21 protein-coding genes are annotated in these 25,405 nt (G+C 67.4%); 12 read left to right on the top strand and 9 right to left on the bottom strand.

The genetic code is table 11. From position 1 onward, the window contains the following. Positions 1 to 11: 11 nt before the first annotated feature. The 3 genes from ACXJKJ_RS09040 to ACXJKJ_RS09030 all read right to left on the bottom strand — a co-directional run bounded on the left by ACXJKJ_RS09040 (position 12) and on the right by ACXJKJ_RS09030 (position 3,727). Positions 12 to 1,190 carry an MFS transporter gene (locus tag ACXJKJ_RS09040; RefSeq protein ID WP_457389877.1) on the bottom strand — a complete coding sequence of 393 codons (1,179 nt, stop codon included), beginning with the start codon at positions 1,188 to 1,190 and terminating at the stop codon, positions 12 to 14. 174 nt (positions 1,191 to 1,364) lie between these two features. Continuing rightward, positions 1,365 to 2,480: a YbdK family carboxylate-amine ligase gene (locus ACXJKJ_RS09035; RefSeq protein ID WP_457352220.1), complete on the bottom strand. Its 1,116-nt coding sequence runs from the start codon at positions 2,478 to 2,480 to the stop codon at positions 1,365 to 1,367. After that, complete coding sequence (locus tag ACXJKJ_RS09030) at positions 2,477 to 3,727, bottom strand: cation:proton antiporter (RefSeq protein ID WP_082532833.1); 1,251 nt, start codon at positions 3,725 to 3,727, stop codon at positions 2,477 to 2,479. The genes ACXJKJ_RS09035 and ACXJKJ_RS09030 overlap by 4 nt, the downstream gene beginning before the upstream one ends. 94 nt (positions 3,728 to 3,821) lie before the next feature. Between ACXJKJ_RS09030 and ACXJKJ_RS09025 the strand changes: the two genes are divergently transcribed. Both ACXJKJ_RS09025 and ACXJKJ_RS09020 read left to right on the top strand, forming a co-directional pair. Further along, a complete protein-coding gene (locus tag ACXJKJ_RS09025) occupies positions 3,822 to 4,388 on the top strand; it encodes an MOSC domain-containing protein (RefSeq protein WP_457389876.1) in 567 nt (188 codons plus the stop codon). Beyond that, positions 4,388 to 5,518, top strand: a complete 1,131-nt coding sequence (locus tag ACXJKJ_RS09020; RefSeq protein ID WP_457389875.1) for a hypothetical protein — start codon at positions 4,388 to 4,390, stop codon at positions 5,516 to 5,518. The genes ACXJKJ_RS09025 and ACXJKJ_RS09020 overlap by 1 nt, the downstream gene beginning before the upstream one ends. Positions 5,519 to 5,597: 79 nt before the next feature. Here the strand turns inward: ACXJKJ_RS09020 and ACXJKJ_RS09015 are convergent, their stop codons facing one another. Then, on the bottom strand, positions 5,598 to 6,680 hold the full coding sequence (locus ACXJKJ_RS09015; RefSeq protein ID WP_457389874.1) for an alkene reductase: 1,083 nt from the start codon (positions 6,678 to 6,680) through the stop codon (positions 5,598 to 5,600). 102 nt (positions 6,681 to 6,782) lie between these two features. Between ACXJKJ_RS09015 and ACXJKJ_RS09010 the strand changes: the two genes are divergently transcribed. Continuing rightward, positions 6,783 to 7,649: a 23S rRNA (adenine(2030)-N(6))-methyltransferase RlmJ gene (locus ACXJKJ_RS09010; RefSeq protein ID WP_056200679.1), complete on the top strand. Its 867-nt coding sequence runs from the start codon at positions 6,783 to 6,785 to the stop codon at positions 7,647 to 7,649. 73 nt (positions 7,650 to 7,722) lie between these two features. Further along, entirely contained in the window at positions 7,723 to 8,721 is a 999-nt protein-coding gene (locus ACXJKJ_RS09005) for a substrate-binding domain-containing protein (RefSeq protein WP_457389873.1), read from the top strand. Here ACXJKJ_RS09005 and ACXJKJ_RS09000 read toward each other — a convergent pair. Both ACXJKJ_RS09000 and ACXJKJ_RS08995 read right to left on the bottom strand, forming a co-directional pair. Next, positions 8,718 to 9,815 carry a Fic family protein gene (locus tag ACXJKJ_RS09000; RefSeq protein WP_457389872.1) on the bottom strand — a complete coding sequence of 366 codons (1,098 nt, stop codon included), beginning with the start codon at positions 9,813 to 9,815 and terminating at the stop codon, positions 8,718 to 8,720. The genes ACXJKJ_RS09005 and ACXJKJ_RS09000 overlap by 4 nt on opposite strands. A gap of 202 nt (positions 9,816 to 10,017) precedes the next feature. Next, positions 10,018 to 11,736 carry a M14 family metallopeptidase gene (locus tag ACXJKJ_RS08995; RefSeq protein ID WP_457389871.1) on the bottom strand — a complete coding sequence of 573 codons (1,719 nt, stop codon included), beginning with the start codon at positions 11,734 to 11,736 and terminating at the stop codon, positions 10,018 to 10,020. A gap of 311 nt (positions 11,737 to 12,047) precedes the next feature. On the opposite strand from ACXJKJ_RS08995, the gene ACXJKJ_RS08990 reads away from it, so the two are divergent. The 5 genes from ACXJKJ_RS08990 (at position 12,048) to ACXJKJ_RS08970 (ending at position 18,466) form a co-directional block, all read left to right on the top strand. Beyond that, on the top strand, positions 12,048 to 12,185 hold the full coding sequence (locus tag ACXJKJ_RS08990) for a hypothetical protein (protein ID WP_457389870.1): 138 nt from the start codon (positions 12,048 to 12,050) through the stop codon (positions 12,183 to 12,185). Between the two features lie 189 nt (positions 12,186 to 12,374). Beyond that, positions 12,375 to 14,003: a MutS-related protein gene (locus tag ACXJKJ_RS08985; RefSeq protein ID WP_457389869.1), complete on the top strand. Its 1,629-nt coding sequence runs from the start codon at positions 12,375 to 12,377 to the stop codon at positions 14,001 to 14,003. 61 nt (positions 14,004 to 14,064) lie between these two features. Beyond that, a complete protein-coding gene (locus ACXJKJ_RS08980) occupies positions 14,065 to 14,850 on the top strand; it encodes a hypothetical protein (RefSeq protein WP_457389868.1) in 786 nt (261 codons plus the stop codon). Positions 14,851 to 14,860: 10 nt separating this feature from the next. After that, entirely contained in the window at positions 14,861 to 15,745 is an 885-nt protein-coding gene (locus tag ACXJKJ_RS08975) for a HEAT repeat domain-containing protein (RefSeq protein ID WP_457389867.1), read from the top strand. A gap of 24 nt (positions 15,746 to 15,769) precedes the next feature. After that, positions 15,770 to 18,466, top strand: coding sequence for a hypothetical protein (locus tag ACXJKJ_RS08970; protein WP_457389866.1), 2,697 nt, complete (start codon positions 15,770 to 15,772; stop codon positions 18,464 to 18,466). A gap of 23 nt (positions 18,467 to 18,489) precedes the next feature. Here the strand turns inward: ACXJKJ_RS08970 and ACXJKJ_RS08965 are convergent, their stop codons facing one another. Continuing rightward, positions 18,490 to 19,248, bottom strand: coding sequence for a LytR/AlgR family response regulator transcription factor (locus tag ACXJKJ_RS08965; RefSeq protein ID WP_457389865.1), 759 nt, complete (start codon positions 19,246 to 19,248; stop codon positions 18,490 to 18,492). Further along, complete coding sequence (locus ACXJKJ_RS08960) at positions 19,245 to 20,288, bottom strand: sensor histidine kinase (protein ID WP_457389864.1); 1,044 nt, start codon at positions 20,286 to 20,288, stop codon at positions 19,245 to 19,247. The genes ACXJKJ_RS08965 and ACXJKJ_RS08960 overlap by 4 nt, the downstream gene beginning before the upstream one ends. Positions 20,289 to 20,404: 116 nt before the next feature. On the opposite strand from ACXJKJ_RS08960, the gene ACXJKJ_RS08955 reads away from it, so the two are divergent. From ACXJKJ_RS08955 to pcaF, 3 genes are read left to right on the top strand one after another with little or no spacing between them, the layout of a single operon-like run. Then, a complete protein-coding gene (locus tag ACXJKJ_RS08955) occupies positions 20,405 to 21,202 on the top strand; it encodes an enoyl-CoA hydratase-related protein (protein WP_457389863.1) in 798 nt (265 codons plus the stop codon). Beyond that, positions 21,199 to 22,611, top strand: a complete 1,413-nt coding sequence (locus ACXJKJ_RS08950; protein WP_457389862.1) for an FAD-dependent oxidoreductase — start codon at positions 21,199 to 21,201, stop codon at positions 22,609 to 22,611. The genes ACXJKJ_RS08955 and ACXJKJ_RS08950 overlap by 4 nt, the downstream gene beginning before the upstream one ends. Then, positions 22,608 to 23,810, top strand: coding sequence for a 3-oxoadipyl-CoA thiolase (gene pcaF / locus ACXJKJ_RS08945; protein ID WP_457389861.1), 1,203 nt, complete (start codon positions 22,608 to 22,610; stop codon positions 23,808 to 23,810). The genes ACXJKJ_RS08950 and pcaF overlap by 4 nt, the downstream gene beginning before the upstream one ends. Before the next feature lie 59 nt (positions 23,811 to 23,869). Here the strand turns inward: pcaF and ACXJKJ_RS08940 are convergent, their stop codons facing one another. Then, the gene (locus ACXJKJ_RS08940) at positions 23,870 to 25,102 is read right to left on the bottom strand and encodes an NAD(P)/FAD-dependent oxidoreductase (protein ID WP_457389860.1); all 1,233 of its coding nucleotides are present in this window, start codon (positions 25,100 to 25,102) and stop codon (positions 23,870 to 23,872) included. Between the last annotated feature and the right edge of the window lie 303 nt (positions 25,103 to 25,405).

Here is a 25,405-nt window from a genome sequence, read left to right as displayed (position 1 = left end):
TTCCTGGGTCGTCAGCCCTCGAGTCGCGTACCCAGCCGCCTCAGCACCAGCAACGCCACGGTGGCCGTCAAAGCAGCAAGACCGGCCAAGCCGACCAGGCCGAAGCGATCCGCCAGCGCCGCGAACAGCGGCGGGCCACTGACCGAGCCCAGGTTGCCCAGTTGCACCAGCACGCCGGAAGCGCGAGCCTGGTGGGCCGGGGTGGGGTTGAGCTGCGGGATCAATGTGGACGCCGCGCCGCCGCCCAGGCCGGCGCAGGTCAGTGCCAGCAGTGCCAGCGCCTCGGTGGGTGCGCCCATGAGCGCCGCTCCGGCCAGCGCCAGTGCCGCAGCGCCAAAAGCCAGGTACGCCAGGCGCACCAGCTTCAAGCCGCCCTCGAAGCGCCGCGCGGCCCATCCTGCCGCCAGCGTGCCCGCCGTGGCCATCAGCGGCAGCACCGTGTGAAAACCGCCCTGACCCTGGCCGCTGAAGCGCGGCACGAAGGTGATCAGCGCGATCGTCGGGAAGGCATAGAAGAAGAACGCCAGGCCGGGCAGCGCGGTGCGCAGGTCGGCATAGACCTCGCGGTGCAGGGCCAGCACACCGGCGCGCGCGCCCGCCATGACCGGCGCGGGCGCCGCACGGACGTCGGCCACCCACAGCCGCACCGCCAGCGCCGCCAGGGCCAGCAACATTGCATGCCCGGCGAGGGTCTCGCGCGGCGCCAGGCCCTGGGGCAGCAGGCGATCCAGCCCGGCCAGCACGGCGAAGGCCAGGCCCACCACCGTGGCCCACAGGCCCATCACGGCCGTACGGTGGGCAGGCGCACAGGCGTGGATCAGCAGCGTCGGCGTGGCTACCATGATGGCCAGATGGGCCGCGCCCTCGGGCACACGGCTGGCCCAGAACAGGCCGAAAGGCGGCAGCAACGCTTGCAGAGCCGACAGCAAGGCGCCGCCGCCCAGGCCGATCAGCAGCAGGCGGCGATAGCCCACCCGCGGCGCGAGCCAACCCGCCATGACGCCGCACAGCAGGCCCACCACGCCGACGGTCGACAGCAGCAAGCCCATGCCGGCGGGCGAGGCGTTGTAGACCGCCTGCAGCCGCGTGAACTCGATGGAAATCTTGGCGAACTGGCCGCCGGCCAGCACGCCGCAGGTGCACAGCAGCAGCACGATGGCCCAGCGGGTGCGGGCGGGGGTGTCGGTCATGAGGGGTGGTTGCGAAGAGCAGCTGCGATGTTGCCAGCTGTCATGAGAAGCACCTTGGCCGGCCGCACCAATTGAGCGGCAGCGTTCGCCCGGCCAGCGCAGATCCGCTACGGCACCGCGCGTCCGCTGTTCGGTCTGCAATGGCGAGCCGCCGCTCGCTGCGAGCGCCGGCGCTCAGCCGTGCCAGCGTTTGGCCGCCCGCCTCACCACTTCGGGCAACAGGTGGTTCTCGGCCTCGACGCGCCGCAGCCAGGATGCGTCGTTGCCAATGCCGTTGATCTCGCGGCGCATGTATTGCAGCGCGGCTTCCGCGTGCAGGTCACCGGCGTGGGTGTCCAGTTTGGTCAGCACATGGATCAGGTCGTCGCGCAGCACGCGGTGGTCACCGGTCTCGGGATCGACGAAGGTGCCGTCCAGGCCGAAGCGGCAGGCCTGGAAGCGGTTGAAGGTGTAGGGCAGGTAATCGTCTTCGCTGAGCTTGAACGGTTTCTCCACCGTGATCCAGCGCGCCAGGCACTGGATGAAGCCGGCCAGGGCCGCCGCCTTCTCGATGGTCAGCGGCGTGTCAAGCACGCGGACTTCGATGGTGCCGAACTCGGGCTTGGGGCGGATGTCCCAGTAGAAGTCCTTCATGCCCGAGACAACGCCGGTGCGGGTCATCTTGGCGAAGTAGGCCTCGAAGTCGGTCCAGGTTTGCACGAACGGCGCACGGCCCGACAGCGGGAAGGCGAAGACCGAGTTCAGGCGTGCCGAATCGAAGCCGGTGTCCTCGCCCTGCACAAACGGAGACGATGCCGCCAGCGCGATCAGGTGGGGGATGAAGCGGCTCATGCCGTGCAGCAGCACCAGGGCTTCGTCGGCGCTCGGGCAGCCGATATGCACGTGCTGGCCGAAGATGGTGAACTGCTTGGACAGGTAGCCGTACAGCGACGACAGCTCGTGAAAGCGCGGCGTCTCGAAGATGCGCTGGCGCTTCCAGTGCTGGAAGGGGTGGGTGCCGCCGCCGCACAGACTCACGTCCAGCTTTTCGGCACAGTCCACCAGCGCGTCGCGGATCTGGCCCAGCTCCGACAGCACCTGGCCGAAGCCCGTGCAGACGCCGGTGGCCAGCTCGATCATGCTGCTGGTGATCTCGGGCTTCACGTCGCCCGGGATGCTGCGCTTTTCCATCAGCCGCATCAGGTCACCCGAGACAGGCGCGAGGTCGTAGTCGTCGCTGTTGACGATCTGCAGTTCGAGCTCGACACCGAGGGTGAGCGGCTGCGATTTGGAGAAATCACCCAGGCTCATTCAACGGCCTCCTTGTTGCGTGGGACGCGCTTGGGCGCGGGCGGCAGTTCCCCGGCCAGGCGCAGCGCGAACTGCACGGCGATGGGGCCGATCAGCTCCAGCACGGCGATGCTGGCCAGGATGATGGGCACGGCGCCAGCGGCCAGTTCAGGCTCGGCGCGCATCAGCTCGCTGAGCATGACCAGGGCGGTCGCGGACAGCGGCGTCATCGTGATCGATAGCGCCAGGCCCTGGCGCCAACTGGCCTTGGCCATGGGCGCCAGCGCCACGATGGCCACGGTCTTGGCGATGAAGCGGGCTGCCAGCAGCGCCAGCGCGGCGAAGCCGCCGGCGACGAGGATCTTGGGCGACCAGGCCGAGCCGACGATGACGAAGAGCATCAGCACCAGCGCCCCGCCCGAGGTGCCGAAGTGACGCGGCCAGACCCAGGGCCGGTCGCTGGTGTTGCGCAGCAGCAGGCCCGCCAGCAGCGGCATCAGCAGCGTCGACACGCCGATGGCGCGCGCGGCGACGATGGCGAAGGCGACCAGGCCGAACAGCAGCAGCACGGCGCTCTCGTTGCGCAGGTCCAGTCGCCGCGCGACGAGGTAGACGGCGCCCGCCAGCAGCGCGGCCAGCCCCAGTGTCGTCAGCAGCGAGATCGCCAGGCCAGCGAGCGCCTGCGACAGGCTGCCGCCGTCGTCGGCCGCCCACCAGGTGCGCATCAGGATCAGCGCGACAACGGCGTACAGCGTGTTCAAGGCCGTCAGCAACGAAGCCCGCTGCGTGACTTGACCCGCAGCCCCCAATTCCATCGCGACGCGGCCGGACACGGCGGCGGGTGCCGGCATGGCCAGGATGGCGCAGGCGATGGCCGTCTGCCAACTGAGATCAAACAGGCGCAGTACGAAAGCCACCGCCAGTGCACTGAGCAGGGCTTCGGCCAGGCTGGTCAGCGCCAGGCCAGGGTTGCGGACCAGCCAGCGCAGGTGCACGCGGCTGCCGATCTCGAACAACAGCAGGCCCAGGGCCAGGTCGGTCACAGTCTGGGCCGCGCCGGCCAGCGGCATCGCAACGCCGTGGCCGAAGGCAGCGGCCACGCAGCCTGCCAATGTGTAGCCGACCACGCGCGGCAGCCGCGTCGTCGCGGCGATGAATTCGCCGGCCAGAGCGCCGGCCAGCAGCACGCCAACGACGAACATCAGCGCGCTGGACGGAGGAACGGCCAAGCCGGCCCAGACCCGCGCGCCGGTGTCTAGTGCATTCATAGGCTCTCCCTAAAAGTTTTGGCCGAAGCCTAGACGCACGGTCGGCGCGCCCTTGTAGGCCGACATGCCGAAAGCCTCCTGGACAATGGCCGCCATGCAAGTCGTCAGCGTGAACACCGCCCGCGTCGAACACTTTGTTGCGACCTCGGGCCAGGTACTGGATTCGGCCATTCGCAAGCGCCACTGCCAGGGGCCCGTCGATGTCCGGCCCCTGGGCCTGGACGGCGACGAGCAGGCCGACCTGAGCGTGCACGGCGGCTTGAGCAAGGCCGTCTATGCCTACCCCCAGGAGCACTACGCTTTCTGGCAGACGGTGCGCGGCCAGGCCAAGGTGGAAGGCGCGCTGCAGCCGGGGGATTGCGGCGAGAACCTGACGTTGACGGGCCTGCTGGAAAGCAGGGTCTGGATCGGCGATGTGCTGCGCTTCCCGGACTGCGAGCTCGTCGTGTCCGAGCCGCGCTACCCCTGCTTCAAGTTCAACGCGCACATGGGCTTCAACCAGGCCGCCAAGCTGATGGCGCAGAGCGGCTACTGCGGCTTCTATCTTGCCGTGAAGCGCGAGGGATCGATTGCGGCCGGCCAGGCCTTCGAGTTGATAGCAGGGCCACGCGAGGTCGGCATCGTCGAACTCTTCAAGGCAAAAATGAAGAAGAAGGGCTAATGCGGCGCCGGCTGCTGTTGGCCGTGGCAGGGTTGGCGCCCGTTGCCGCCTATGCCGGCCCGGTGCTGCAGGTCGGACCCAGGCGCGCCGTCAAGTCGCTGGCCGCCGCGGCCCGCCAAGCGCGTGACGGCATACTCGTCGAGGTCGATGCGGGCGAGTACGTGGCCGATGTSGCCACTTGGCCCCAGCACGGGCTGACGCTGCGTGCCGTCGGCGGCCGCGTGAAGCTGGTCGCGGCCGGCGCCCACGCGCAGGGCAAGGGCCTGTTCGTGACGACCGGCCGGCGCCAGCGCATCGAAGGCTTCGATTTCACCGGCGCCGCGGTGCCCGATCGCAACGGCGCCGGCATCCGCGTCGAGGCCGGTTCACTGACGCTGGTGGACTGCACCTTCAGCGACAACGAGAACGGCGTGCTGACCGCCAACGATGAGGCCATCGAGCTCGACATCGCCGACTGCGACTTCGGCCCCATCCTGCCGCGCGAGGGCAAGACGCACAACCTCTACGTCGGCGCCATCAAGCGCCTGGCCGTGACCGGCAGCTACTTCCACCACGGCCTGCACGGCCATCTGCTGAAGAGCCGCGCGGCCCTCAACCACATCCTCTACAACCGCCTGTCCGACGAGATCGGTGGCCGCGCGAGCTATGAGCTGGAGTTCCCCAATGGCGGCGTTGCCGTCGTCATGGGCAACCTCATCATGCAGAGCTCGATGACGGAGAACCCGCACGTCATTTCCTTCGGCGTCGAGGGTGCGAAATGGGAGAAGCAGGCCCTCTACCTCGTCAACAACACGCTGGTGGACCAACTGCCCAGCGGCGGCATCTGGTTGCGCGTGACGCCGCCGCAGGCCGAGGTCGTGCTGGCCAACAACCTGCTCGTCGGCGGCCCCCAGCTCGCGGCCGAGGGGCATTGGACGCGGCGCGCCAACTTCCACGCCGACTGGGATGAGTTCGTGCGCGCGGCGCGCGACGACTACCGGCTCAAGCCCGATTCGTCACTGCGCGGCAAGGCTGCCGACGCGGGCGAGGGGGGCGGCATGAAGCTCGCGCCTTCGCGCGAGTACCGCCATCCTCACACCAGCCAGGCCCTCAACGGGCCGGCGCGCCACCCCGGCGCTTTCCAGTCCTGAGGGCGTTGAAGCCGGCCGTCAGGTCATTGGCGTCGTCGCAGCTCGGCACCGGCGCGCCGCCATATCGGCGGCGTATGGGTCAGGCGCGCTTCAGCACCGGGTAGTCCGTGTAGCCCTCGGCACCGCCGCCGTAGAAAGTCTCCTTCTGCGGCGCGGCCCAGGGCAGGTCGCCGCGGATGCGCTCGACGAGGTCGGGGTTGGCGATGAAGGGCCGGCCAATGGCCACCGCGTCCGCCTTGCCGCTGGCGACGGCGTCCAGGGCCATGGTGCGGTCGTAGCCGTTGTTGGCGATATAGGGGCCGTTGAAGCGGCGGCGCAGCTCGGCGTAATCGAAAGGTGCGACGTCGCGTGCGCCGCCGGTGGCGCCTTCCACCACCTCCAGGAAGGCCAGCTTCAGCGGCGCGAGCTGGTTGGCCACGTAGTTGAAGAGAGCCTGCGGATTGCTGTCCTGGCCGATGTCGTTGCTCGGCGTGACCGGGCTCAGGCGCAGCGCCGTGCGGCCGGCGCCGATGGTGCCGGCCACCGCCGTCATGACCTCGATCAGCAGGCGGGCGCGGTTCTCGATGGAGCCGCCGTATTCATCGTTGCGGTCGTTGGCGCTGTCACGCAGGAACTGGTCGAGCAGATAGCCGTTGGCGCCGTGGACCTCGACGCCGTCAAAGCCGGCGGCGATGGCGTTCTTGGCGGCCTGCACATAGTCAGCGATCAGCTGCGGGATCTCATGCGTGGCCAGGGCTCGCGGCGCGTCGGTGGGCACCAGTTCGCCATAGGCCGCATAGGTCTTGGTCTTGGCGGCGCGGTTGGTGGACGACACCGGCTGCTGGCCGCCAGGCTGCAGGCTGTTCACCGAGATGCGGCCCACATGCCAGAGCTGCACGACGATCTTGCCGCCTTCGGCATGCACCGCGTCCGTCACCTGCTTCCAGGCGGCGATCTGCTCGGGCGTGTGGATGCCCGGCGTGTCGAAATAGCCCTGGCCATCGGGGCGGATCTGGGTCGCCTCGGTGATCAGCAGGCCGGCGCCGGCGCGCTGGCGGTAGTACTCGACATGCAGGTCGTGCGGGGTCTGGCGGGTGGCGCGGTTGCGCGTCAGCGGCGCCATGACGACGCGGTTTGCAAGCTGGATGTCGCCGAAGCGGATGGGGTCGAAAAGGGTAGGCATGGCGGTGAAATAGGGCCGGTAAGGATGGTTGCAAGTCTGGCCGGGGCCGACTTTCCCCGTCCCGGTGGGGTTGATGGCGGATGTGTTAGCGACAATCGCGCCATGCTCGCCTACCGCCACGCCTTCCATGCCGGCAACCATGCCGACGTCCTCAAGCACCTCGTGCTGACGCGCGTGCTGCGCTACATGGCTGAGAAAGACAAGCCCTACACGCTGATCGACACCCATGCAGGCGCCGGTGGCTACTCGGTCGAAGGCCGCTATGCGCAGAAGAAGGGTGAGTACGCCGAAGGCGTCGTCAAGCTCTACGACCGCAAGGACCTGCCCGCACCGCTGGCCGACTACCTCGACCTGGTGCGCGCCTTCAACCCCGGCGGCCAGCTGCGCCAGTACCCGGGCTCGCCGGCCATCGCCAACATGCTGATGCGCGAGACCGACCGGCTGCGCGTCTACGAGCTGCACTCGACCGACCACCGCATCCTGGCCAGCTACCTCGACGGCCGCGCGCAGACGCAGGTGCGCGACACCGACGGCTTTGCCGCCATCAAGGCCGAGCTGCCCTCGCCCACCCGCCGCGCCGCGTTGCTGATGGACCCGTCCTACGAGATCAAGAGCGACTACGGCAAGGTGCTTTCGGCGTTGCGCGAGGCGCTGGAGCGGGCCGCCGACACGGTCATCATGATCTGGTACCCGCAGCTGCAGCTGCTCGAATCGAGCCAGCTCGCGGCGCGCCTGAAGGGCAGCGCCGACGCCGCCGCCAAGAAGGGTTGGCTGCATGTGCGGCTGACCGTGGCCGAACCCGCCGACCGCCCGGACGGCAAAGGCCTGGGCATGCTGGGCAGCGGCATGTTCATCGCCAACCCGCCGTTCACGCTGCACGACGAACTGGCCGAATGCCTGCCGGTGCTCGTCGAGCGACTGGGCCAGTACGACGGCGCGAACTACGTGCTGGAACAGAAAGTGGCATGAGCGCCGCGCCGGGCCGCCCCAAGCAAGCTCGCTCCCGCCTGGCGGGACAGGCCGTAGGCCGAAGGGTGCACCAATGACGACGGAGTCAAAACCCGTCACGATGGAGCAGATCGCCGCTCTGGCCGGCGTCTCCACGATCACGGTTTCGCGCGCGCTGCGCGACAGCCCCTCGGTCACGCCGGCCACGCGCGAGCGCATCAAGACGCTGGCGGAAGCCGCCGGCTACCGCTTCAACCACCATGCGCGCAACCTGCGGCTGCGCCGCAGCCACATGGTCGCCGTCATGCTGGAGATGCAGCCCGACACCGACCGCCCGATGACCGATGCCTACCCGCTGCAGCTGCTCGGCGGCATCACCCAGGAGCTGACCTCGCGCGGCTACAGCGTGCTGCTGTCGGCCCTGCAAAGCCCCGGCCAGGGCATGGCGGCGTCCGCCGACGGCCTCATCCTGCTGGGCCAGGGCGCCAACGGCTCGGCGGTGAAGTCGGCTGCGGCGATGGGCCTGCCGATGGTGGTGTGGGGCGCCGAGCATGGCCGCGGCGACTCGGTCGTGGTCGGCGGCGACAACGCCCATGGCGGCGCTTGTGCGGCCGAGCGCCTCATCACACTGCAGCGGCGCGAGCTGCTCTTCCTCGGTGACGTGCGCCATGCCGAGATCCGCGACCGCCAGCAGGGCTTCGCCAAGGCGCTGAAGAAGGCCGGCCTCAAGACCCAGACGTTGACGCCGGCGGCCTTCACCTTCGGCGCCGGCTTCACGGCCGTGCAGGCCCATCTCGCCAACCTGGGTCGAGGCGGCAAGGCGCCCGACGGTCTGTTCGCCGCCAGCGACCTGCTCGCCATGGGCGCTGTGCGCGCCTTCACCGACGCCGGCCTGGCTGTGCCTGATGCGGTCTCGGTGATCGGCTATGACGACTCGCCCGCCGCCCAGAGCTTTGCGCCGCCGCTGACCAGCGTGCGCCAGGACTGGCATCACGGCGGCGTGCTGCTGGCGCGCAAGGTGCTGGACCTGATCGGCGGCCAGGCCGCCGCCAGCGAGATCATGCCGACCGAACTGGTCGTTAGAGCGACCTAACCGCCCGCCTGGGCCACGTCCGCCTCGGCCTCAGGCCACAGTGCCGGGAAATAAAAACGCAGCGCGTGCAGCGGCAGGCCGAAGCGCACGCGGCCTTGCGGGCTGTCGCTGGCCAGCAGACCGCGCCTGAGCAGCGCGGTGAGAAGGCTCACGGCGGTGCGGTCGCCCAGGCCGGTCATGCGCTTGAATTCGCCACGCTCCAGCGCGGTGCCGCTCAGGAAAAGATAGTGCAGCGGCCGCAGCGCTTCGATGCGGACGCCGCTCTTCAGCGAGGTCTGCTCGAAGTTGAGGCAGGCGGCCATGCGGCCCTCCATGGCCGACAGTTGCAGCAGCCCGGACATGAAGCGCACCTGATCCAGGCAGGTGTCCAGCACATAGGCAATCCAGTCCACCAGGGCTGACTCGCTGAGGTTGCCTCGGCCATCCAGGTCGCCCCGGCGCGGCTCGTCAGCGGCGGCAATCAGGCCGTAGTAGCGGTCCACGCTGCGCGCGAAGCCCCGCAACGGGGACCACAGGCCCCGCGTGTAGCCCAGGGCGCCCAGCGCCAGGTGGGTGTGCAGACGCATGACACGGCCATTGCCGTCGATGAAAGGGTGGATCCAGCCGAGCCTCTGATGCGCTGCCGCCAACGCCACCAGCGTGGCTTCGCCGCGGCGCACGCCGGCATAGACCTCGCCCCAGCGCTCGATCAGGCCGGTCAAGCTGGCGGCTGCCGGCGCCACATGGCGGCCCACCTGCACCTCGCGGCTGCGCAACTGGCCGGGGATGATGGCCTCGCCTTCGTCGGTGTGCAGGTCGGACTCGGGCAGGCGGGCAAACAGCTCGCGGTGCAGCTCGCATAGCGTGGCCGGCGCATAGAGCGAGCGCAAGCCGTCATCACCTTTGAAGCGCGGCTCCAGCGCGGCTTCGGCGTCGATATGGGCAAGTGCCAGACGCTGCCGGGCGGCCAGCTTGGCGTCGGCCGAGAAGTCGTGCTTGAGTGCCTGCTCCAGCTCCAGCGGCCGGGTGTGCTGGCCCTCGATGCGGTTCGAGTAGTAGGAATTCATGGCCCGCAGCAGGCCGCGAAGTTCGTCGGGCGCCGGCTGGCCGGCCATGGCAAGAGCTGCGCTGCTCAGGTCATGTGCCTGGGCAAGGAGAGGTTCCAGCTGCGCCTGGCGGGGAAGCAGCGGCTCAAACTGATGCGGGGAGCTGTAGAGGGTGGCGGGCAAAATTGCGCACTTCAATGGCGACGTAATTCATTGAATTACATCACTATTTAATATCTTGCGCGCAGTTTATTGCGAGCTTGACTGCCAGTCAATCCAGCACCACCTCCGTCCTCACCACCCCTGCCCGCTCCGCACTCGCCGAAAGYGCCAGCCGCGTCCCCACCGGCGCGCGCACCACCCACTCCGCCACTGCGCGGTCGCCCGTGGGCTGCTTGTTGAACAGGAAGGCCAACTGGCTCTGCTTGGGCGCGTGGCCTTCGAGCTGCGGGCCTTCCATGCGCTCCTTGCCGTTGACGAGGCTGATGGCCGGGTCGCCGCTGGGCATGTGGATCTCGAACATGACGCCGCGCACCGCCTTGCGCTCCAGGGCCCGCTGCGTCACATAGGCCGGCAGATAGCCGGCGTTGGCCACGGCCATGCGCACCCGCCACATGTCGGGACCGAGTGCTCGCACCTCGGTGCGGATCAGCTCCAGCTTGGGCAGGCTCATGGCGATCTGCGTCATCCAGGCCGGAAAGCGCGCCGCCTCGCGCTCGCGCAGGGCCGGCGGCGGGTTGCGCCAATAGTTCATCTTGTCCCAGCCGCCGATCTCCACGGAACCCAGCTGCGGATGCTGGAAGGGCGTCCATTCGACATGGGCCTTGCCGCCGCATTGCTCGTCGCTCCACTTCAGCAGCTTGACGTCGTCCTCCACCGGATGCTGTCGGTACCAGTCGATGAACTTCTTGACCTCGAGGCCGGCCTCCTTGCTTGGCGACCACAGCTCGACGACCCAGAACAGCGCGCCCAGGTGCTCGTAGACCCAGTCCTGGGTGCCGGTGATGACGTCCTTGGGGTGGTAGCGGAAATCCTCGTAGATGCTGACGGCGGGGTAGCCCGTGTGCTTCTCGCCCAGGGCCGAGAAGTTCTGGAACAACCACAGGTCCTCGGGCGTCATGTCGTTGTCGCTGCGGGTGCCGCAGGGGCGCAGGATGACGCCGCTGTGGGTGTGATAGCTGATGGCCGCGCCGATGTTGGGATGCTGGGTGATGAAGTCCACCATGGCCCGCACCTCGGGCTCGCTGGTCGGGTAGGGGCCGGCACCGAGCTGTTGGAACTCCTGGCGCCATTCGCCGGGGAAGTTGCGGTTCAGGTCCAGGCCTTCGCGGTCGGCGTTGACCTTGACCGTCAGCCCGTCGTGGTTCTTGATGAAGCCCTCGGGGATGAGGCGGTAGTACTCACCGCCCTGCTCGCCGGGCTCGCGCGCCACCATCAGCCGCGGGTCGCCCGCGTGCTTCTTGTAGCCGCCATGGGGGTCCGGCACGCGCATGGTCAGGATGCGGCCGTCGCCATCGACGTCCTCGATGGTCAGGCCGTCGACGGCTTCCTCGGTGTAGGGGTAGGGCCGCGTCGAGCTGCGAATATGGCGCGGCCGGTCGGCCAGGGCCAGCTCGGCACCGTCGGGGTTCAGGCGCGGCACGATGTAGAGGGTGCGCGTGTCCAGCAGGCGGTTGATCTGCTGGGCCTCGGCCGACGTGCCGCCGTGCTCCTTCAGCAGGTGGTGCACGTAGTAGAGGCAGGTCGTCGACGCGGTCAGTTCGGCCGCGTGGATATTGCCGTCGATCCACATCGCCGGCTTGTCGATGTCCATGCCGCTGGCGAGATTCGTGACGACGATGACCCAGATGTCGCGGCCCTCGTAGCTCTTGCCGATCGAGCGCACCGACACCAGGTTGGGGCGGGCTTCGGCGTAGGCGAACAGCAGGGCCGTCAGCTCGTCGTAGCGGTAGAAGTGGTCGAAGCGCGGGTTGGGCAGTGGAGTGGGCATGGCGGCGTCTGTCTTTATGTGACCCCAAGAACTAGGGGCTCTGGAATGCGGCGGATTGTCTGAAGCCGACCCGTGCAGGCGCCCAAGGGTTTGCCCGCGGGGTTGCCCGCGCCGGCTCAGGTGCTGTTGCGGACTGCGTCGGCGAGGCGAACACATCGAATGCGACATTCGCATAGGTAGTTATCCGAAACGGGGATTTGGCGAGCGCCTGTAAATAGTGCCATTGAAGTATCTGGCGCGCTCCAAATAATAAAAAGACCTTCTGCACAGATGTGCGAGGGGATTTCAAAACCTAAGCAAAGGAACTTCCAATGAAGCGCAATGAATCGAACAAGCCACTGGTCAACGTCGTGCCGCTCGAGGCCAAGACCGAAGCCGCCGGTTCCGAAAAGGGTCAGCAACTGGTGCCGGCGCTGGTCGGCATCATGTGGATTATTGCGCTGTCCTGAACGCGCTTTGGCAGATGAGAATCAATAGTCAATAGTTCGCTCTTGACAATTGATCCGCCTGCCAATATCCCATCTGCGACCGGGGCCCGATTGCCCCGCCCCGGTCGTTTTTCAAAATTCCCGTTTCAGGACTCCAGCGTGCAATACCGCAGGCCGATAATCCGCGCAGTTTTGACTTTCCCGCCAGGTATGAAAGCTTTCTTGTCGGCTGCGCTGACCGTGATTCGTCGTCTCCTTGCACTGATTGGCTGGTCGTTCAGTAATGCCCGCCCGAGTCCTGTCCACTACGACTGGTTCACGCCGGACGAGGTTGCCGGCTACGACGCCGGGCGGCCTGCGACGCCAGCGCAGCGCGTTGACGACCAGACCTGGAGCGACCTGCACGTCGATGACTTCATCCGTGCCACCTGCCGCGAACACAGCATCCTGGCCAGGCAATACCTGTACCGGCAACTGCGGCAGGGGCGCGTTGCCGCAGGCGACAAGTCCATCTACGACGACCGCGGCGTCGTCGCCGGCGAGACGGCCTCTTTGAAGGCCGCGGCAGACCCGTGGATCCAGAACCTGCGCCTCATATCCCAGGACCTGACGCCCTTCCTGTACCGCGGCCAGCGCCCCGTGCTGCCCGCCTGGTCTGCCCGTCTGTGGCTGATGCCATGGGCATTCACCGCCCTGCTGGCGCTGCTCTGGACGGCGCCCGGCGGCTATCTGGCCGTGCTGCTGGTGCTGTACCTTTGCGTCGTCGCGTTCGTCCAGATCCGCCTGTACCGGCCACTCAAGGCCTGGCAGACGCTGCGCCAGGCGCTGTGGGGCATCCTCGACGCCAGCCGTGGCGTCGCCGCCCTGCAGCGCCAGCACGGCCATCGGCTGCTCCATGAGCTGGCTGAAGTTGACGCCATTGCCAAGGCGCTGCAGGGCAGGATCCAGCTCACCTGGTACGAGCGCATGGCGGGGGTTGCCGAATACGCCAACCTGCTGTTCCTGTATGAATACGCCCGCTTTGGCAAGGCGGTGGGCACGCTGGAGTCGCTGATTCCCGACCTGCAGCGCGTCTATGAGGCGGTGGCGCGGTTCGAAGGCGGGCTGGCGCTGCTGGCGCATCTCGAGTCCGGCGGCACGCATTGCGGCGCGGAATTTGCCGATGGCCGCGCGATCACCCTCGAACGCTTGGTGCACCCGCTCGTGAAGCATCCCCTGCCGCTCACGCTGTCGATCCCGGATGGCCGGGGCGCATTCATCTCGGGGCAGAACGGCGCCGGCAAAAGCACGCTGCTGCGCGCCGTGGGCCTCAGCTTACTCACCGCACGCGCTTTCGGTTGCTGTTACGCCGCGGCGGCGTGCGTGCCCTTTGCGGTCGTGCGCACCAGCATCGGTCACGACGATTCGATCAGCGCATCCGAAAGCCTGTACATGGCGGAAATGCGGCGCGCCCGGGAACTGCTGGACCACTCACGCACCAATCCATCGACGATCTTTCTGATCGACGAGTTATTCCGTGGCACGAACAATATTGAATCCGTGTCGGCCGGCGCCGCCGTCATCGCCGAACTCGGTCGCCGGCATCTCGTATTTGTCACATCCCACAATCTCGTGTTGGCGCCGTTGCTGAGTCGGCTACTTATACCCATGAATCTACAGTTCACGGCGCCAGAAAAAAACAGTTTGGAAATACGCCTCGGCGTGATGACGGAAACCAATGGCATCGACATGATGCGCCAGTATGGCCTGCCGCAATCGGCCATCGACGAGGCGCTGAGGGTTTTTAGCTGGTTTTCCGCCTACACGATCCAACCCACGACTTTTCCGCAGATCGACTGACGTCAATCTCCGGCAACTGAGCACCGCCGCCGTGCGGGCCACGAATTCAAAGGGAGCACACATGAATACCGAAGAATTTTCCGCCCTTCTCAACGCTGAACCGCGGCGCCGTGTCATCGACCACCGGGAGAGTTTCGAGCGCTTCGTCAGCCAGCTCGACATCCGTGCCTTGCTGACCCGTGAGCTGAAGGCCGCGCTGGCCGACTACCGCCGCCCGCCGCCCACCGTGGCCGACTCGACGCTGCGCTTGCAGGTGTGGGATTCGCTGGCACTCGACCTGACCATCACCCAGGCGAAGGACTACCCAGCCGTGGTCTGCACACATCAGGACGTGCTGCAGTACTTCTATTCCGGCTGCGATTTTCGGCACTACCGCCTGCAGGGCTTCCAGCCGGACGCGTTCAACCCCGAGGCGCGCGCGACGCTCAACGAGGAAGGGCATTTCGGCGCAGGGGATGTCATGGCCATCGACGGTCGGGCCGACCTGTACGCGCTGAAGTCGCCCGAGCCCATCATCTTCGTCTCGCTGGCTGAGTTCACTTTCGAAGGCGTGCACTACAAGTTCGACCTGCAGACGGGCAAGCCCTTCACCAGCTTCTTCACCTACCCGCCGTCGACGTCAATGCAACTGGTGGCCAAGTTCCTCGGCTACTACGGCGATGCCAACTGCATCGATCCCTTGAGGTCGCTGCTCGGCCATCAGCTGGACAACATCAAGTGGGAGGCTGCCGTGGCGCTGTCATGCCTTGACCGCCAGGCCGGCATCGACGCGATGAAGGTACTCGCCGGTTCGGCGAACAAGCCGCTGTCCAACGCAGCCCGCCAAACCCTGATGCAAAGCGCCTGAGGAGCCGATCATGCCCATCGTCAAGAAATCTTCCACGACCGAATCCATCACGTTCAAGGACTTCATCGAGTTCGCCAAGAACGGCGTCGACGTCACCACCCAGGACGGCCTGTGGGAGCTGAGCGACTGCTTCGCGATGCTGGGCAATGATCGCGACTTCCTGTCGAACTTCTACATCGACTACATCAAGGGCAACGCCCGCAAGGACATCTACGCCATCGTCATCTCGCAGGCGATCGTCATGTACCGCTGCGACACCTTCTACGTGCGCGCCAACTTCTGGCTGCCGGAAGACCAATGCACCGCTGAGGAGGCCAAGCTGTTCGCCTACGACCAGCCGCACGATCACAACTTCGACCTGCTGTCGCTCGCCTACTGCGGTGATGGCTACCTTTCCGACGATTACCAGTACGACTATGAGAAGGCGGTGGGCTACATCGGTGAAGAGGTCGAGCTGACGCCGCTTGGCACGCACAAGCACGAGGTAGGCGACGTTCTCATGTATCTGTGCAACAAGGACATTCACGTCCAGAACTTCCCCGCGACGCCCTCTATCACGTTGAATGTGATCCCCACGGTGAACCAGAATGGCTTGCGCGACCAGTACTTCTTCGAGATCCCGCAGAAGCTGGGAACGCGGGGCATCATCCGCTCCCGAGCACCCAACATCGTGGAGCAGCGCCGCCGCCTTTTCGACATGGCCAAGCATCTGGCCAACGATGAGATGATGGGCATCTTCGTCGACATCGCCAAGACCCATCTGGACCCGCGCACCCGGTACGAGGCCGCGCGTGTCCTCGCCGAAACCTCGCCCACGGCGCATCGCGACGTTCTGCTCGCGCTGCGCGACGACACGGCGCCCATCGTGAAGCATCACGTCCAACAGTACATCTGACCGGCCGGCGCGGGAGCCTCGCAGATGATCACTTCTCGCAAGCCAGGCAGCCGCGCAGTGGCGGTCGAGTCCTCCGGGCCGATCCGCCTGGTCAAGGCCGTTGGCGAAGCCCACCAGTACTCGGCCGTCATGCTCTTTCCGATCGAGACGCGCTGCGACTCCGGCGTGGCGCATGTGCTGGAACATGTGCTCTCGGTCTCGCCGGATTCCCGGGGGCGGTCGATGCGGGCCCTGGGTAGTGACTTCCCGGATCTGAGCCTCAACGCGCTCACCGAGTGCGATCGGCTCGTCTTCTACGCCACCTGCGTGACGGAGGCTTCGTTGCATGCTGCGGTCGATTGGCTGGTGAGCCTGCCTCAGGTCCCGATCACGCAGGAGTTCGTCGAGCAGGAATGCTTCCGCCTCGTCGCGCGGGAACGATCGGATGGACCGATGGCCTCGGGCGTGGTCTACAACGAGATGAAGTCGACCTTCTACACGGAGCGGCGGCAGATCGGACTGGCGACTTCCGAACAGGTCGCCAATGGATCCCACGGCCATGAGCCAGGAGGCGACCCGGAACTCCTGCGGCATGTCACGGTGGAGCACGTCCGCGCATTCGCAGCCGAATTCGTCACCCACGACAATGCCTGCCTGTTGATCCAGGCTGACGACGCGGCCCTGGCGGGGGTCGACCGCTTGATTGCCGCGCTGCCCAAGCGGCCCCTTGGGCCACGCCCGCCAGCAGCGGCGCGCCGCACGCGGCGTGATCCCGGCACCCATCTGTTTCCTGGCAATGAGGGCCTTCACTATCACCGCTACAGCTGGCAGCTCGGCAACGCGCTCGACGCCAAGGCTGCATGCCTGGCCTGGGCTGTGGATGGCGCACTGAAAGCGTTTGCCCCTGTTTTCGCGCAAGTCGCGGAGCGGCTTGGCGGCGAGTACTTGCCGGACCTGAGCGGGGTCGCCCGCGTGGGTGCGGATCAGACGCTGTGGTTGACTTTCAAGTCGACCTGCGTCGGCGTCGACCATCGGCCGCTGCTGCGGCCTGTGATGCAGAAATACCTGGTCGACTACCTCGCCACCACGCCCATGCGATCAGAGTTGGCGGCCGGAGAACTCAATGTCCGGGAGCACTATCTCGCCTTCGAGCGCAGCACGCCTGCCGGCCTGCTGATGTTGTGCGACTACCTGCTCTACGCCGATCTGCCGAAGTTCAACCGCCTGCTCGACGAGCTTGCGCTTGCGCGTCAGGCGTTGAGCGACCCCGTGGCGCTGGCGGCAGAGGCGTCCGCAGCGCTAGCCTGTGAGATCGGCAATGTGGTGGTCGCGCCCGCCAGGCGCCCGTTTGCTGACGTCGCGGCGCGGGAGCGCCGCGTCGTCGAGCGGTTGAGCCGCCGTGCGACGGCGTGGAATCGAGGCCCGTCGAGCCGCCCCGACACGCGGGCGCCAACCCCGCGCAGGGCCGCGCAGTCCCGGTCCGCCCCGCCCGAACGCGCGCATGCCAAGCTCACCACCCATGGTGTCGCCTACCTCCATCGCGTGTTCAACATTTCGACCGCCGATGTGGAGTTGCTGCCGCTGTTGCTGCTGGCATTTCAGGTCATCGAGAACGCTGCACAGACGCCGCCGCAGGTGTCCTTACAGTGTTCCCCTTTCTCGCAATGGAGCGGCCCAGACGCTACCGGTCTCTTTCTGTCGATCCGCATGAAGTGGCTTCGCAGCCCCGTCCCCGAGCCTTGGGAACTTGATCCCGAGGCCTTGCTGACGGATACCCTGGAGAAGATCGCCAGGCATGTGGCCCTGACCCAGACGCATGTGCTTCGGCTGAGAGCTGCCATTTGCGAAAACGCGCTGGGCGTCCTGCTGGCGCAGGCGGGATCTCACCTGTCCGAAGCGGCTCGCATCACGGCGCTGTGGAGCGGTTTCCCGCAGGTGGAGCTCCTCTCGAGCCATGCCACGCACACCGACATTGCAGGCCTGTCCAGCGGCGTGTCCCGGTTGCTCGCCCAGATACTTGCGTCGCCCAGCGTGTCCTTTCTGCTCGGCGATGGCACGGACGGTCCCGAGACCTTGCACAGGCTGCGCGTGGAAACCGCGCAGCCCCGCTGGCGTGTCCGCCGCACGCTGACGAAAGCGCCCGTCCGGCAGTGCAACGAAGCGGCGGCCGTCGCAGGCGCGCCCGGCATGCCATCGGTCATCGTGAAGTACCCCACCGATGCGCTCGGCAGTGAGGAACTGGCGGCCCTCTGTCTGATGGCCGAGGCCCTGGATGCCACGTGCATGACACCAGTCTTCCGGGACGATCTGGGCGCCTATGGCAGCTTCTTCGGGCGCGACGCAACCGTCAACCAGCTTTTCTTCGGCGTCTACCAGGCGCCATCCATCGACCGATGTGTTGAGCAGCTGTCTCGGTTTGGCGAGGCCGCAGCGGGTCTCGACCTGTCGCTGCTGGACCATCAGACATTGCGCATCAAGGCGCTGATGCGATTCGGCCTGGGCGAATCTGCCCTCAACAGGCTGGTGCTGGAGGCTTACGACCTGTGCCTGGGACGCAGCGAACGCGAACTGGCAATTGCCGCGCAAATCCGGCTGATGCCGCTGGAGCGCGCCCAAGCCATTGCCGCAGTGTTCTTCGCTTCGGCGACGCCCGTGATCTCATTGGCCTGCGATTCGCCGGACAAAGTGCCCTCCACACTGGCGGGCAGGTCAGTGAACGCATTGGCACTGATGCCATCCTGACCCCGTGACGGGTCGGCAGCCGTCTACTGGCCTTTGAAGAGGGCCTGGAACTGACGCGATACCGGCAGCTTTTCGTCGCGGCCGCGCAGGGTCAGGACCATGCTGCCTTCGTCTACGCGGATGGCGCGTGCGATGCAGCGGCTGTTGACGAGCACCGAGCGGTGGATCTGCCAGAACTGGTCCGGGTCGAACTGCGCCAGCAGCTCGCGCAGCGGCGTCCGGATGAGGGCGTCGCCGCTCTGATGGACAACGCGGGTATAGCGCTGGTCGGCCTCGAAATAGATGATCTCGTCCGGGGGGATCAGCAACACTTCGCGGCCGACGCTGGCCTGGATGGGGCGCATGGCCGGTCGGGCCTGGGGCAGGCTGGCCAAGAGGCGCTGCAAAGCCGTCGTGTCGGAGGCGGGCTGGGTCAGCCGCGCGCGCAACCGTGTCAGGGTCTGAGCCAGGCGTTCGTCGTCGACGGGCTTGAGCACATAGTCGACAGCACCGGCATCGAAGGCCGCCAGCGCCTGATCGTCATAGGCCGTCACGAAGACGATCAGCGGCGGCGCGGCGAGTGCCGACAGACGTCGCGCCACTTCAAGGCCCGTGAGGCCGGGCATGCGGATGTCGAGGAAGCCGATGGCGGGTTCATGGGCCAGGCAGTCGTCCCAGGCCTCGGTGCCATTGGTGCTGGCGGCGACGATTTTCAATTCGGGCCAGAGGCGGGCCAGGGCGGCACGCAGTTGCTCGCGCGGGGCCTCCTCGTCGTCGGAGATCAGGGCGGTGATGGGAGTCACAGGGTCAGGGTGGTCGTGCAGCCGGGATGCGCATCGGACAGGGTCAGCGAGGCGTCGGGAAATGCGTCGGCCAAGCGGCGGCGCGTGTTGGACAGGCCGACACCCTCGGTCCAGCCGGACGCGAGGCCGGGGCCGTCGTCGCTGATCGTCAGCACGAGGCGACCGGCCTCCTGGCGGGCGGTGACCTCGAGGTGGCCGCCGCGCAGCTGCGGTTCGATGCCGTGCGCAATGGCGTTCTCCACCAGGGTCAGCAAGACGCCTGGCGGCAGGGCGGTGTCCAGACCGGTCTGCACATCGATGTTGAAGCTCAGGCGCGCGCCCAGTCTGGCCTGCATGACGGCCAGATAGCGGCGCACCATCTCCATCTCTTCGGCCAGCGGCTGCAACTCGCGCTCGAACATCGGCAGCGTCGAGCGCAGATAGGCCGTGAAATCGCGCAACAGCGGCGCGGCGCGTGCGTCGCCCGTGTCGACCCAATGCTGCAGGGAAGCCAGCGTATTGAACAGGAAGTGCGGTTGGATCTGGGCGGCGGCCAGACGGGTCTGTAAGCGCAGCGCGGTGTCCTGTTCGGCCAGCTCACGCAGCCGCGCCTCGATCTGATCGACACGGTAGACCGTCAGCACCCACCAGGCCGACAGGATGGCCGTCATTAGCACCAAGGCCAGCAGCGCATACAGGACGAAGAAATCGTGATAGCCCGCCTTTGCCAGGCCGACGAAGGCCACCGACACCACGGTGGCCGTGACGTAGCAGGCGATGTTGAGCCGGCGGCGGCTCGGGTCATGCCAGAGTGAACGCGCCACGGAGAGCGCCATGGCTGCGGACGCCAGAGACAGGAACCAGGTCAGAGGCTGCGCGCCCTGGGACATCTGGTGTGTGAACGCGGCCAGCAGCAGCACGACGTTGACGATGACGTACTGGTCGATGCCCGCTGGCCAAGGCTGCATGCCTGCGCGCGCCATTTCCTCGGGCGTGAAGACGCGCCTCGGCTTGAGGGCGAACCACTGGTGACGGTGCCGGGCGTTGAGCAGGGAAGGCATGGTGGGTGAGTCTAGGGGGGGCGGGAACCAGTGCGCTGGTTTGCGGCGAACGGCAGGCCGAGGCGCTTGAACTGCACAGTCGACCGATCGGTCGGGAAAAGAGCAGAATGCCGCCCATGCTTTCTTGGACCTCCCTCGATCTGCAGCGCCGCGATGACGGCGTGGCCGTGCTGACGATGAACCGTTCAGCCGTGTTCAATGCCTTCGACGAGACGCTGATTGCCGAGCTGGATGCCGCCTTCGCGCTTCTGGGCGGCGACGCTGGCGTCCGTGCCATCGTGCTGGCCGGCGCCGGCAAGCATTTCAGCGCCGGCGCGGACCTGCAGTGGATGCAGCGCGCGGCCGCGGCGTCGCAGGACGACAACCTCGCCGATGCCCGCCGCTTCTCCGCCATGCTGGCGCGTATTGCCGAGACCCCGAAGCCGACCATCGCCCGAGTGCAGGGTGCGGCACTCGGCGGCGGCGTCGGCCTCGTCTGTGCCTGTGACATGGCGGTCGCGTCCGACGCCGCGAGCTTCGCGGTCAGCGAGGCCCGCATGGGCATCCTGCCCGCGGTCATCGGCCCGCATCTTGTCAATGCCGTCGGCCTGCGCGAGGCGCGGCGGCTGGCGCTGATGGCCTGCCGCATCGGCGCCGACGAGGCGCTGCGCGTTGGCCTTGTGCAGCGCGTCGTGCCGGCAGAAGGCCTGGACACCGCCGTCGATGCCCTCGTGGCCGACCTGCTCGCCTGCGGCCCGCAGGCGCAGGCCGAGATCAAGCAGCTCTATGCACGCCTGGCGCCCGGCCCGGTCACGGCCGAGGTGCGCGAGCTGACCGCTCAAACCATTGCCCGTGTGCGCACGACAGCCGAGGCCCGTGAAGGCTTTGCAGCCTTCCTCGGCAAACGCAAGCCCAACTGGACTGCCCCCGAATGACCTTGAACAACTCGCGCATCCTCGTCGTCGGCGCTGGCCTGATGGGCGCCGGCATTGCCCAGGTGGCCGCCCAGGCCGGCCATGAAGTGGCGCTCTTCGACGCCCGCCCCGGTGCCGCCGAGGCCGCCAAGAGCAAGCTCTCGGCCATGCTGGACGGCCTGGTCACCAAGGGCAGGCTGACGGCCGATGCCGCGCAGGCGGCGCTGGCGCGCATCACACCGGTCGAGGCCTTGGCACCGGCCGATCTCGTCATCGAGGCCATCGTCGAGAACCTCGACGTCAAGCGCGCGCTGTTTGCTGAACTGGAAGCGCTGCTGCCGCCCGAGGCCGTCATCGCCACCAACACCTCGTCCATCTCGGTGACGGCGCTGGCGCGCGGCATGCAAAAGCCCGAGCGCCTCGTCGGCATGCACTTCTTCAACCCGGTGCCGTTGATGAAGCTGGTCGAGGTCGTGTCGGGCCTGGGCACGTCGCCCGAGGTCGCGCAGGCCGTCTTCGACCTCGCCGGCCGCTGGGGCAAGACGGCGGTGCACACGCGCTCCACGCCGGGCTTCATCGTCAACCGCATCGCCCGGCCGTATTACGCCGAGACACTGATGCTGCTGCAGGATCGCGCTGCGGCGCCCGAGCTCATCGACGCGGTCCTCCGAGCCGCGGGCTTCCGCATGGGGCCCTGCGAGCTGATGGACCTGATCGGCCACGACACCAACTTCGCCGTGACCAACTCGGTCTTCGCGGCCAACTTCTTTGATCGCCGCTTCACGCCGTCGCTGGTGCAGCAGGAGTTGGTCGACGCCGGCTTCTTCGGCCGCAAGAGCGGGCGGGGCTTTTACCGCTACCCCGAGGGCGCGCCGGCTCTGCCGGCCGTCAGCATTGCGCCGCCGCGGGCGGCCCGTCTCGTTGTGCATGGCCGTGGCGCCCTGGCCGAGCGCTTCGTGGCCAACCTGCCCGAGGCTGTGCGTGAATTGGACAGCGACTGGGTCGGCCTGGCCGTCGACGGCCGCCAATTGCGCCTGACCGACGGCCGGCGCGCCCGCGACTTCGGCCCGGGCACGGCCATCTTCGATCTGCCACTGGCGCCGACCGGCGACATCGCTTATGCCGGCGACGCTCAGACCGCCGAATGGCTGACCCGCCTGGGCCTGGTGCCGCGCGCCGTGGCTGACCTGCCAGGCCTCGTCGTCGCGCGCACCATCGCCATGCTGATCAACGAGGCGGCGGATGCCGTCGCCCAGGGCGTCTGCGACGAGGCCGGCGCCGATGCGGCCATGAAGCTGGGCGTCAACTATCCGGCCGGGCCCTTCGAATGGCTGGCCTTCTGGGGCTCGGCACCGGTCGCCGCGCTGCTGAACAGACTCGATCACCACTATCGCGGCGAGCGTTATCGCGTGAGCCCCTATCTCAAATGAATCAAGCCTTCATCTGCGACGCGATTCGCACGCCCTTCGGCCGCTATGGCGGCGCGCTGTCCTCCATTCGCACCGATGACCTCGGGGCGCTGCCGATCAAGGCGCTGATGGCGCGCAATGCGAATGTCGACTGGGCTCAAGTGGCCGATGTCATCTACGGCTGTGCCAACCAGGCTGGCGAGGACAACCGCAACGTCGCCCGCATGGCCGCGCTGCTGGCCGGCTTGCCGGTGGATGTGCCTGGCAGCACGGTCAACCGCCTGTGCGGCTCGGGCCTGGACGCCATCGGCACCGCCGCGCGCGCCATCCGCGCCGGCGAGGCCGGGCTGATGATCGCCGGCGGCGTCGAGAGCATGAGCCGCGCGCCCTTCGTGATGCCCAAGGCCGAGTCGGCCTTCAGCCGCGCCAACGCCGTCTACGACACGACGATCGGCTGGCGCTTCATCAACAAGCAGATGAAGGCGCAGTACGGCGTCGACGCCATGCCCGAGACGGCGGAGAACGTGGCCGCCGATTTCGGCATCGAGCGCGAGGCCCAGGACCGCATGGCGCTGGCCTCGCAGATGAAAGCCATCGCGGCGCAGAAGCGCGGCTTCTTCGAGCGCGAGATCGTGCCGGTGGAGGTGCCGCAGAAGAAGGGCGACCCGCTGCGCGTGGTGCTGGACGAGCACCCGCGCGAGACCAGCATCGAAGCGCTGGCCAAGCTCAAGGGCGTGGTCAAGCCCGACGGATCGGTGACGGCTGGGAATGCGAGCGGCGTCAACGACGGTGCCTGCGCGCTGTTGCTGGCGAGTGAAGCAGAGGCTGCGCGCCACGGCCTCAAGCCTCGCGCCCGCGTCGTCGGCATGGCCACGGCCGGCGTCGCGCCGCGCATCATGGGCATCGGCCCGGCACCGGCGACGCGCAAGGTCATGGCGCTGACGGGCCTGACGCTGGCGCAGATGGACGTCATCGAGCTGAACGAGGCGTTTGCCGCGCAAGGCCTGGCCGTGCTGCGTGACCTGGGCCTGGCGGACGACGATGCCCGCGTGAACCCCAACGGCGGCGCCATCGCGCTGGGCCATCCGCTCGGTGCCAGTGGCGCACGCCTCGTGACGACGGCAATCAACCAGCTCGAGGCGACGGGCGGCCGCTATGCGCTGTGCACGATGTGCATTGGCGTCGGGCAGGGCATCGCGCTCATCGTCGAGCGCGTCTGATGACCTTGCGGGACGGACCTTGGCGCGCAGCGCCACGCTCTGTCCCCAACTGATCAGGACTACTCGAAAAAGAGTCGGCTGATGCCCTTGAAGCTGACGAGATTGCCCGGGTTGCTGGTCTCGTTGAGCACGCCGCTCATGCGCCTGAGCAGGCGCGGGCTCTTCTTGGCGCGCCAGATCAGCAGGTCGGCCAGCCAGGGGTGGGCGTTGACGCGGTTGGCACGCTCGTAGAGCTCGAACTTGGGCTTGAGGGCCGTCAGCGCGGCCACGTAGGCGGCGCGGGCTGCGGCATCGTCGGCGTGCGCCAGGATGGCGTCGGCCGCCAGCATGCCGGTCTCCATGGCCTTGCCAATGCCCTCGCCGGTGAAGGAATAGGTGCTTCCGGCAGCCTCGCCGGTGACGAGCAGGCCCGGCCGCGTCCATGTGGCGCCGGTCAGCGTGCAACGCAGCGGTGCGCCCTTGAGCTCACCGACCAGCTCACCGACCCGCATCAGCTCGGCCGCCGGCGCGTACTTGGCGACAAAGGCATCAAAGATGGCGCGCAGATTGACGTCCTTCTTCTGGCCCTTGCCGCCACCGAGATCCTTGTGGCTGTCCGTCACGCCGACGCCGATGTTGAAGTGGCCATCCGGCGCCGGGAAGATCCAGCCATAGCCGGGCCGCACCGACTTGTCCCAGACGACTTCCAGCGCCTTGATCCTGCCGACCATCTGCGGCGCCTTCACATAACCGCGCAGGGCCACGCCGCTGGGCGTGTGGCGCTCGCACATGCCGGCCGCGGTCAACGCCCTGGGCACGGCGCCGGTCGCGAGCACGACCCATCGCGCAGCGACCTCGACGATCTCATCGCCCCGCTTGAGCCGCGCGCCGACGACGCGGCCATCGGTCTCCAACGGTGCCTCGAAGCGTGCTTGTTCGAAGCGTGCGCCCGCCTCCCGGGCGGCGCTCAGCAGCAACGCGTCCAGCTCCTTGCGCGGCAGCACCGCCAGTGAGCCTGGCACGTCAATGCGGCCGCCCCGCGGGCCGATGCAGCCCACATGGGCCACGGCCTGGGCGCGTCGCATGACGTCGTCCAGCAGGCCCAGGCGGGCCAGGGCCTTGTGGGCGTCCGGGATCAGGCCGTCGCCGCAGATCTTGTCGCGGCCGGGCGGGTGCTGGTCGACCAGCAGGACATCCACGCCCGACCGAGCCAGCACCCGGGCGCAGGCGCTGCCGGCGGGGCCGGCGCCGATGATGAGGACGTCGCAGGCCAGCCTGGCGGCAGGGCCGGTGCCTTCCGTAATAGCAGTCAATTGGATTGGCAATTCGATGGGGTCGGCGATTCTAGAAGTCGGCCGTGACCTCCATATCACTGCGACTCCCGTCCTGACTGTGAGCTGAGCAGGGAATTTGTGTAGCGATGTGACAACGCCCATGCCCTCCTACACCCCCTGCTTGGGGCGGTGTAACCCCTAGGTTTCTGTTGTGTAAAGCACGAGGAACAGCAGCTTGCAGAGTCTATTGGGGGCTACCCGGATCGGCCCGGATGCTGCCAGTCGCCAGACTCGCGCCGCGAAAAGGCGTTTCTCCGCGAGGGACTCGCATTTCCAAATCAC

The organism is Roseateles sp. P5_E1 (assembly GCF_054049335.1).
Note: the sequence above shows the minus strand (reverse complement) of the source record. Positions and strands in the feature narration are given on the sequence as shown.

Coding starts and splice junctions, on each gene's coding strand:
- ACXJKJ_RS09040 (WP_457389877.1), bottom strand. CDS start 1,190: ATGACCGACACCCCCGCCCGCACCCGCTGGGCCATCGTGCTGCTGCTG.
- ACXJKJ_RS09035 (WP_457352220.1), bottom strand. CDS start 2,480: ATGAGCCTGGGTGATTTCTCCAAATCGCAGCCGCTCACCCTCGGTGTC.
- ACXJKJ_RS09030 (WP_082532833.1), bottom strand. CDS start 3,727: ATGAATGCACTAGACACCGGCGCGCGGGTCTGGGCCGGCTTGGCCGTT.
- ACXJKJ_RS09025 (WP_457389876.1), top strand. CDS start 3,822: ATGCAAGTCGTCAGCGTGAACACCGCCCGCGTCGAACACTTTGTTGCG.
- ACXJKJ_RS09015 (WP_457389874.1), bottom strand. CDS start 6,680: ATGCCTACCCTTTTCGACCCCATCCGCTTCGGCGACATCCAGCTTGCA.
- ACXJKJ_RS09010 (WP_056200679.1), top strand. CDS start 6,783: ATGCTCGCCTACCGCCACGCCTTCCATGCCGGCAACCATGCCGACGTC.
- ACXJKJ_RS09005 (WP_457389873.1), top strand. CDS start 7,723: ATGACGACGGAGTCAAAACCCGTCACGATGGAGCAGATCGCCGCTCTG.
- ACXJKJ_RS09000 (WP_457389872.1), bottom strand. CDS start 9,815: ATGGCCGGCCAGCCGGCGCCCGACGAACTTCGCGGCCTGCTGCGGGCC.
- ACXJKJ_RS08990 (WP_457389870.1), top strand. CDS start 12,048: ATGAAGCGCAATGAATCGAACAAGCCACTGGTCAACGTCGTGCCGCTC.
- ACXJKJ_RS08985 (WP_457389869.1), top strand. CDS start 12,375: ATGAAAGCTTTCTTGTCGGCTGCGCTGACCGTGATTCGTCGTCTCCTT.
- ACXJKJ_RS08980 (WP_457389868.1), top strand. CDS start 14,065: ATGAATACCGAAGAATTTTCCGCCCTTCTCAACGCTGAACCGCGGCGC.
- ACXJKJ_RS08975 (WP_457389867.1), top strand. CDS start 14,861: ATGCCCATCGTCAAGAAATCTTCCACGACCGAATCCATCACGTTCAAG.
- ACXJKJ_RS08970 (WP_457389866.1), top strand. CDS start 15,770: ATGATCACTTCTCGCAAGCCAGGCAGCCGCGCAGTGGCGGTCGAGTCC.
- ACXJKJ_RS08960 (WP_457389864.1), bottom strand. CDS start 20,288: ATGCCTTCCCTGCTCAACGCCCGGCACCGTCACCAGTGGTTCGCCCTC.
- ACXJKJ_RS08955 (WP_457389863.1), top strand. CDS start 20,405: ATGCTTTCTTGGACCTCCCTCGATCTGCAGCGCCGCGATGACGGCGTG.
- ACXJKJ_RS08950 (WP_457389862.1), top strand. CDS start 21,199: ATGACCTTGAACAACTCGCGCATCCTCGTCGTCGGCGCTGGCCTGATG.
- pcaF (WP_457389861.1), top strand. CDS start 22,608: ATGAATCAAGCCTTCATCTGCGACGCGATTCGCACGCCCTTCGGCCGC.